The organism is Sphingomonas bacterium, from assembly GCF_903644055.1.
Classification (GTDB): Bacteria; Pseudomonadota; Alphaproteobacteria; order Sphingomonadales; family Sphingomonadaceae; genus Sphingomonas_I.
Genome location: NZ_CAHJXD010000048.1, coordinates 1 through 7,874, shown reverse-complemented (window position 1 = coordinate 7,874; position 7,874 = coordinate 1). Strand labels below are relative to the sequence as shown.

At 69.6% G+C, this 7,874-nt stretch carries 7 protein-coding genes; 3 read left to right on the top strand and 4 right to left on the bottom strand.

What is annotated here, in order from left to right; translation table 11 throughout:
- A partial coding sequence (locus HUU94_RS02005; protein WP_174273452.1) for a TonB-dependent receptor occupies nucleotides 1-1,969 on the top strand: 1,969 nt, incomplete at its 5' end.
- A 64-nt stretch (nucleotides 1,970-2,033) separates the two neighbouring features.
- Nucleotides 2,034-2,810 carry an SDR family NAD(P)-dependent oxidoreductase gene (locus HUU94_RS02000; RefSeq protein WP_174273451.1) on the top strand — a complete coding sequence of 259 codons (777 nt, stop codon included), beginning with the start codon at nucleotides 2,034-2,036 and terminating at the stop codon, nucleotides 2,808-2,810.
- 9 nt (nucleotides 2,811-2,819) lie between these two features.
- On the opposite strand, the gene msrB is transcribed toward HUU94_RS02000, so the two are convergent.
- Genes msrB through HUU94_RS01985 form a run of 3 tightly spaced genes read right to left on the bottom strand, consistent with a single transcriptional unit; the run spans nucleotide 2,820 to nucleotide 5,414 of the window.
- A complete protein-coding gene (gene msrB, locus HUU94_RS01995; protein ID WP_174273450.1) occupies nucleotides 2,820-3,311 on the bottom strand; it encodes a peptide-methionine (R)-S-oxide reductase MsrB in 492 nt (163 codons plus the stop codon).
- Nucleotide 3,312: 1 nt separating this feature from the next.
- Nucleotides 3,313-4,488, bottom strand: a complete 1,176-nt coding sequence (locus tag HUU94_RS01990; protein WP_174273449.1) for an ABC transporter permease — start codon at nucleotides 4,486-4,488, stop codon at nucleotides 3,313-3,315.
- On the bottom strand, nucleotides 4,485-5,414 hold the full coding sequence (locus tag HUU94_RS01985) for an ABC transporter ATP-binding protein (RefSeq protein WP_174273448.1): 930 nt from the start codon (nucleotides 5,412-5,414) through the stop codon (nucleotides 4,485-4,487). The genes HUU94_RS01990 and HUU94_RS01985 overlap by 4 nt, the downstream gene beginning before the upstream one ends.
- 38 nt (nucleotides 5,415-5,452) lie before the next feature.
- Between HUU94_RS01985 and queG the strand changes: the two genes are divergently transcribed.
- Nucleotides 5,453-6,532, top strand: a complete 1,080-nt coding sequence (gene queG, locus HUU94_RS01980) for a tRNA epoxyqueuosine(34) reductase QueG (RefSeq protein ID WP_174273447.1) — start codon at nucleotides 5,453-5,455, stop codon at nucleotides 6,530-6,532.
- Between the two features lie 122 nt (nucleotides 6,533-6,654).
- Here queG and HUU94_RS01975 read toward each other — a convergent pair.
- A partial coding sequence (locus HUU94_RS01975; protein ID WP_174273446.1) for an ATP-binding protein occupies nucleotides 6,655-7,874 on the bottom strand: 1,220 nt, incomplete at its 5' end.

Here is a 7,874-nt window from a genome sequence, read left to right as displayed (position 1 = left end):
CGTGCTCGGCGGCAAGCGCGAACAGCCGCTCTTCACCTCGCCGACCGCCACCACGGTGATCGCCCTAAGCGACGGGGGCATGGGACCGACGGGATCGCTCGGCGAAAGCTGGCTGCTGGCGCGCACGCCCGTGCTGCAATCGACCGAGGTCGGCGCGGGCCGCAACAAGCTTTTCATCCGGGGTGTCGCCGATTCGAGCTTCACCGGGCCGACGCAGGCCACGGCGGGAATCTATTTCGGCGATGTCCGCGTCGGCTATGACGGGCCCGATCCCAACCTCAATCTCTACGATGTCGATCGCGTCGAAGTGCTCGAAGGGCCCCAAGGGACGCTCTATGGCGCGGGATCGATCGGCGGCGTCATCCGGATCGAACCGCGGGTGCCCGAGCTCGATGGCGTCCACGCCTCGGCGCGCGTCGGAGGGTCGATCACCACGCACGGCGCGCCCGGCTACGATGCCGCGACGGCGATCGATTATTCGCCGGTCGCGGATCGTCTCGGTGTGCGCATCGTCGGCTACCGCAGCCGCGAGGGCGGCTATATCGATGCGCCGGGCCGCAACGCCGACGACGTCAATTCGCTGACGCAGACGGGATTTCGCGGCGCGGTGCGCGCCAGGCCGTTCGACGGGGTGACGATCGACGCAAGCTATCTCCGCCAGACCAGCGCGCAGCCCGATCTCCAATATGCGGCGGCGGGCCGCGCGCTCTCGCATCTCGAAACGCTCGCGCAGCCGTTCAGCGACCGCTACAAATTGGCGCGCGGCGTCGCCGAGAAAAGGTGGGACAGCGGTCTCGTGCTGCGCGTCACGGGCGGCGTCGCCGATCATCATATCGCGCAGCGGTTCGATGTCTCGCGCCCAACCGTGATCAATCCGATCGCCTATGACGATGTCACCGATATCAAGCTCGGCAGCGCCGAGGCGCGGCTGTCGCACTCTTGGCCCGGTGGCGGGGGCTGGGTGGTCGGCGCCTCGGGCGTCTGGTCGACGACCGGTTCGGAACGCACGATCGGCGTGCTCATGACGCCGCGCGACCTGATCGGCGTCACCAATCGCACGCGCGAGAAAGCGGGCTATGGCGAACTGACGCTGCCCGTGTTCCGGATCCTGCTGCTCAGCGTCGGCGCGCGCGTCACCCGGGCGCGGATGGATGGCGAGCCGTCGCGCCGCCCCGCCAACAATGATTTCCTGCGCGGCAGCACCGCGACGCGCGTCGATCCCGATTTCGGCTTCAGCGTACCGATCGCGCACGATCTCATCTGGTTCGGCCAGTATCAGCAGGGCTTTCGCACCGGCGGGCTGGCGGTGGCGCAGGGCGCCGGGCGGGTGGCGACCTACGAATCCGACACGATCTACGTGGGCCATTCGGGTTTCCGCTATCGCCATGGGCGGCGGATCAGCGCCTCGATCGATTTTTCCTACGCGCACTGGAGCGACATCCAGGCCGATCTCGTCGCGCGCAACGGGCTGCCCTATACCGACAATGTCGGCGACGGGCGGATCGTCGCGGTGGAGGCGAACGCCGAATGGGGCATCACGCCGGAACTGCGCGTGTCGGGCGCGGTGCTGTTCAACCACAGCCGCCTGATCGACCCGATGCCCGCTTATGTGAACTCGGGCGATCGCCCGCTTCCGGCGAGCCCCGCGCTGACCGCGACCGGCGTGCTCGGCTGGCGGCATCCGATCGGCAACACGATCCTCCATGCCGAGGCGCGCGTCCGCTACGTCGGCCATTCGCGGCTGGGCGTGGGGCCGGTGCTCGATATTCCCTATGGCGATTATGCCGAGGCGGGCGCGACCGCCTCGCTGGAATTCGGCCGCTTCGAAGCATCGCTCGGCGTGCAGAATCTGCTCGACGTGCGCGCCGACCGTTTCGCGATCGGCAACCCCTTCGCGGTCGCGCGGCGCGACGAGCGGACGCCGCTGCGCCCGCGCACGTTGCGCGTCGGGCTCGCCGCGCATTTCTGACGAAGGACGTTCCCCTGGGAGGGGAGGGACCGCCGCCGCAGGCGATCTTCAAGCGGGAGGAATCATGGAACTGGGAGGAAAGGTCGCCATCGTCACCGGCGCTGGCGCGGGGATCGGCAGAGCCTATGCGCTGGCCCTGGCGGCGGCGGGGGCTAAGGTCGTCGCGATCGCGCGCACGCTGGGGCTTGGCCGGAATGGCGAGGCCGCGAACGGCGGCCTGGCGGAGGTGGTTCGGGCTGGGAGCGGATTGCCCGGCCGGATCTACGCGCAGGTCTGTGATGTCGGCGATGAGGCTGCGCTCGTGCGCACGATCGACGAGGCGGGGGCGAATTTCGGCCGGATCGACATTCTGGCGAACAACGCCGCCATCATGGACGCGCATGATACGTTCGATATCACGGGCGAGGCCTGGGACGCGATGATGCGGGTCAATGTCCGCGCGCCCTATCTCGCGATCCGGCAGGCAGCGCCGTTCATGATGCGCCAGCGTTCGGGCAGCATCATCAATATCACCGCGCGGGGCGGCGACTTCCTAGCGCGGGACGATCCGGCGCATCACCGCCTGCTGCCCTACGGCGTGAGCAAGGCGGCGCTCAACCGGCTCTCGCATTTCATGGCGGAGGAGCTGAGGCCGCACGGGATCGCCGTAAACGCGCTGAGCCCCGGCGTCGTCCTGACGCGCCCCTCGGCGGCGGGATTTGCCGGCGCCAAGCCAGCCACACCTGAGATTCTCGGACCGGCGCTGATCTTTCTTGCCAGGCAATCGGCCGAGACGCTGACCGGCAAGATCCTCCATACCGACGAATTCGGCAAAAGCTGGGGAGCAGCGGACGAGGACTGACGGCCGCGCTCAGGCCATGCCGGGAGCGAAGCGCAGCGCGACGCCGTTCATGCAATAGCGCTTGCCCGTCGGCCTGGGTCCGTCGTCGAAGACATGGCCGAGGTGGCCGCCGCAGCGACGACAGTGGATTTCGGTGCGCTCCATGCCGAAGGTCGAATCTTTTCTGTCCGAAATCGCGTTGGGCAGCGGCGCCCAGAAGCTCGGCCAGCCGGTGCCGCTGTCGAACTTAGTCTTGCTCGAAAAAGCGGGCAGCGCGCAGCCGCCGCAGGAGAAGAGCCCGACGCGATGCTCGTTGTTGAGTGGGCTGGAGAAGGGGCGCTCGGTGCCCTCCCGGCGCAGCACGTCGTAGGCGGCGGGGTCGAGGCGCTTCTTCCATTCGGCGTCCGTCAGCGTGACCTCGTAATGCGCGGGCGCGGCCGTGCTGCCGGAGCAGGCCCAGAGCCATGCTCCGGCGGACGTTGCGCCCAGCGCGCCGAGCGTTCCGCGTCGCGAAAATTCCATCTCACTCTCCTCTGCGCGCGAACAGGCGCGCGATACCGACAGGGCTGCCCGCCGGCCGCCCCGATTTCAATATGTTGGTACGAAACAGCGCCGCGCCAACCCTGACCGCGACGAGCAGAGTGGCGAGCTGGAGCGCGAGCGCCGCGAGGTGCGGCCACAGCTCCGGCAGGATCGCGGCGCGCGCCATCATCGCCAGCGGCGAGCTCCACGGGATGATCGCGGCGATCAGCGCGATCGGGCGATCGGGATGCACAGCCTGCGCCGAGGCGATCGCGAAGACGAACGCCTGCGCCAGCGTCAGCGGCATCGCCAGCGTCTGCGCCTCGCGCGCGCTTCCCGCCTGCGCGCCGATCCCGAGGTAGAGCGCCCCCCACAGCAGGAACAGCATCACGAAATAAACGAGGCCGAGGGTCAGGAACAGCGGCCAGCCGATCGCGGGCACGGGCAGCACGCTCGCGGGTAGAAACGCCGTCACGCCGAGCGCCGCGGCGCTGGACCAGACCGCGATGCCGGTGAGCGAGGCGCCGAGCATCGCCAGCAGCTTGCCCGCGAAGATCGCGTCGATCGGCACCGCCGAGGCGAGCAGCTCGATGATCTTGTTGGCCTTCTCCTCGACGAGGTTGGAGATCAGCAGCCCGGCGAGCAGCAGCGTCAGGAAGAAGAGAACGAACTGCGCGGCCCGCCCGACGTCGGCACGATCCGAGGCGCTGGGCGCGGGGCGGATCGCGGCGGTTTGCAGATCGACCGGCGGCAAGGCGGTGCTTCCGAGCGCGCGTTCGCCGCGCGCCTGATCGAGGATCAGGCCGATCGGGCCGCCGAGATCGCGCAAGGCCTGCGGCGGGCCGCTGAGGCGTGGACGATCGAGGCTCCCGCCGAGGCTGGGCTGCCCCGGCGCGGGATGAGCGCGGACGAAGACCGGCACCGCATCGCCGCCCAGCCGCGCCGCGAGGTGCGCGCGCGCCTTGCCGATCGCCAGCGCGGTATCGGCGTCGACGGTCAGCGCGACCGCGTCGCGGCGCTGGCCTTGCTCTTCGCCCGATGCCAGCGCGCCCATCACCCCGCCGAGCAGCAGCGGCAGGATCGGGCCGAGCAGGAAGATGATGAAGGTCTTCGACCAGACCGTCGCGACATAATCGCGGCGCGCGATCACCAGCGCCGAGCGGAGCGTGCGCATCATGCCGCCGATACCGCTTCATCGTTCACGCCGGCGCCGCCGCCTTCGCCAACGATCGCGACGAAGGCTTCGTGCAGGCTCGGCGGCTCGATCGCCAGCGTCCTGATCCCGGCATCGGCGGCGACCAGCGCCTTGAGCAGCGGCTCGATGCCCTCTTCGGGCAGGCGGAAGCGCCACATGCCGTCGTGCCGCTCGGCATCGGCGGGCAGCGCCTGCTGCCACGCGCCGTCCCGTATCGTGGCGAGCCGGACGCGCGACGGAAAGCGCGTCCGCGCCTCCTCAGGCGTGCCCTCGAAGCGCACCTTGCCGCGCGCGATCACCGCGATCCGCGCGCACAGGCGCTCCGCATGCGCGATGACGTGCGTCGAAAAGAGAATCGTCGCGCCGGCATCGGCCTGCGCGCGGATCAGCCGCTCCAGCCTTTCCTGGTTGATCGCGTCGAGCCCCGAGAAAGGCTCATCGAGCACGATCAGGCGCGGGTGATGGACGATCGTGCCGAGGAGCTGGACGAGCTGCGCCATGCCCTTAGAGAGCGTGCGGATCGGGCGATCGGCGGGAAGGTCATGCTCGGCGAGCAGCGCGCTCGCGCGCTCGCGGCCCGTCTTCAGCGGCAGCCCCCGCAGCGCGCCCATGAAGGCGATCGCCTCGCGCGGGTTCATGCCGCCGTAGAGCCCGCGCTCCTCGGGCAGATAGCCGACCTTGGTCGCGACCTCCAGCGGTGCCGCAGCCCCGAGCAGGCGGCGCAGGCCCACGTCCGGATCGATGATGCCGAGCAGCATGCGCAATGTCGTCGTCTTGCCCGCGCCGTTGGGGCCGAGGATGCCGTAGATGCAGCCCGGCGGCACCGCGAGATCGACGCCGTCCACCGCCGTCGCGCCATCGAAGCGCTTGACCAGGCCATGGGCTTCCACCGCGAGCGCGTCGTTCATGCGCTGCTTGTAGCGGCAAAGCCATGTAGGGGGAGAGGGTGTTTGCGCAGCCCGATCTCGAAGCGCGGTTGAAGGCCGAGGCGCGGCGGCTGGGCTTCGTCGCCTGCGGGATCGCGCGCGCCGATGCGGTGCCGGAAGCGGGCCGGCGGCTGCACGACTGGATCGCCGAGGGCGCGCATGGATCGATGGACTGGATGGCGGCGCGCGCCGAGCAGCGCGCCGCGCCGACCGCGCTGTGGCCCGAGGCGCGCTCGGCGATCCTGCTCGGCCTCAGTTATGCGCCGGCCACCGATCCGCGCGCGCTGGAGGGCGAGGCCGGGATCGGGCGCATCTCGGTCTATGCGCAGGGGCAGGATTATCACGATGTCGTCAAGCGCGGGCTCAAGGCCCTGGCGCGCTGGCTGGTGGCGGAGGCGGGGGGCGATCTCAAGCTGTTCGTCGATACCGCGCCGGTGATGGAAAAGCCGCTGGCGCAGGCGGCGGGGATCGGCTGGCAGGGCAAGCATACCAACCTCCTCAGCCGCGATCATGGCAATTGGCTGTTCCTCGGCGCGATCCTGACCACGCTCGATCTGGCGCCCGATCGCCCGGGCGAAGATCATTGCGGATCGTGCGACGCGTGCCAGCGCGCGTGCCCGACCGAGGCTTTCCCCGCGCCCTATCGGCTCGATGCGCGGCGCTGCATCTCCTATCTGACGATCGAGCATAAGGGGCCGATCCCGGAAGAGTTTCGCGATGCAATCGGCAACCGCATCTATGGCTGCGACGATTGCCTGGCCGCCTGCCCCTGGAACAAGTTCGCCGACGCGGCCGAGGCGAACCTCGCCTTTCACGGCCGCGCGGAGCTCGCCGCGCCCGAATTGGCGGATTTGCTGGCGCTGGACGACGCGGGTTTCCGGCAGGTGTTCGCGGGATCGCCGATCAAGCGGATCGGACGCGACCGCATGGTGCGCAATGCGCTGATCGCGGCGGGGAACAGCGGTCTGGCGGCATTGATTCCGCCGGTGACGGTGCTGGTGAGCGATGCCGATACGGTGGTTGCCGAAGCGGCGGCATGGGCTCTCGACAAGCTCTCGGCATCGCGGCGGAAGCCGGAGGATGCCGGCACCGATCAGTGATTAGAGGCTGTCCCGTTCAAAATGAGCCGTCACCCCGGCCTTGAGCCGGGATCCCGCTGCCTGCCGACGCTGAAGAAGAAGCGGGACCCCGGCTCAAGGCCGGGGTGACGTGAGTTCGAGCTCTAGCCGAGCGCGGCCTTCTCGCTGCCGTAGACCAGCGGCACGCGGAGTTCGGCGGCGAAGCCGTCCTCCGAATTGCGCAGCCGGATGTCGCCGCCGTGCGCACGGGCGATCGATCGGCACACCGCCAGCCCCAGCCCGCTGCCCGCCTTGTCCGAATTGCGCGCCGCCTCGCTGCGATAGAAAGGCTCGAACACGCGCTCCATTTCGTCGGCGGGCAGGCCGGGGCCATCGTCGAACACTTCGATCACCGCCTCGTCGAGCACGCGATGCAGGCGGATGCGCGCGCGATCGCCATATTTGACGGCATTCTCGATGAGGTTGTCGAGCAGGCGGCGCAGCCCCAGCACGTCGACCTCGACCTGCGCCTCTTCGGTACGCTCGATCGTGACATCGCCGCCGATCAGCCGGACATCCTCTACGACCTCGTCGACCAAAGTGTTGAGATCGAGCCGCTCGCGGCGCGCGGGCGCCGAGGCATCGCGGATGAAATCGATGACCTGCGCGATCATCGCCTCCATCTCGTCCACCTCTTCCAGCAATCCCTCGCGGACATCCTCCGCCTCGACATCCTCGATGCGGAAGCGCATCCGGGTCAGCGGGGTGCGCAGGTCATGGCTGATCGCGCCGACCATCGCGGTACGATCGTCGACGAAGGCGCGGAGGCGATTCTGCATCAGGTTGAACGCGTGCGCCGCGCGGCCGATCTCGGCGGGGCCGTCGAGCGTATCGATTTCGGCGGCGGGATCGCGGCCGAGTTGCTCGGCGGCGCCCGCGAAGCGATCGAGCGGCTTGACCAGCCGCCGCGCGAACAGCCAGCCGAGCGGCACGACGATCGCCAGCGCGATCGCGAACCACAGCAGCACGCGGCGCTGCCAACTATTCGGGAAAGGCTCGGGCGCGGGCTGCACCACCGCCCATTTGCCATCTGACAGGCGCAAGGCCGCGACGAAATCGCCCTCGACGAACGGCGCGGGCGCGAGGCCGAAGAACGTGCGGCGGGTGGGGGCGATGCTGATCGGGGGGCCTGCGGGCGCGGTTAGCGGGGCGGCCGTGGCGCGCTCCCGCTCATCGGCCTCTCCCACGGCTTCGGGCGTCGGCGATAGAGCGAGCGTCGGCAAAGGCACGGGCGTCGCGGTGATCGGCGCGGGCGCCGGGGCCGTCTCCCGCTGCGGCGTGTTACGGGGCGCGGCGGGCGTCGGCAGCGTCAGCAACGGCGCGG

What these genes read in the sequence shown, in the direction of transcription:
- HUU94_RS01985 (WP_174273448.1), bottom strand. Translation starts at nt 5,414, where the DNA reads ATGAACGACGCGCTCGCGGTGGAAGCCCATGGCCTGGTCAAGCGCTTC.
- msrB (WP_174273450.1), bottom strand. Translation starts at nt 3,311, where the DNA reads ATGGAATTTTCGCGACGCGGAACGCTCGGCGCGCTGGGCGCAACGTCC.
- HUU94_RS02000 (WP_174273451.1), top strand. Translation starts at nt 2,034, where the DNA reads ATGGAACTGGGAGGAAAGGTCGCCATCGTCACCGGCGCTGGCGCGGGG.
- HUU94_RS01990 (WP_174273449.1), bottom strand. Translation starts at nt 4,488, where the DNA reads ATGATGCGCACGCTCCGCTCGGCGCTGGTGATCGCGCGCCGCGATTAT.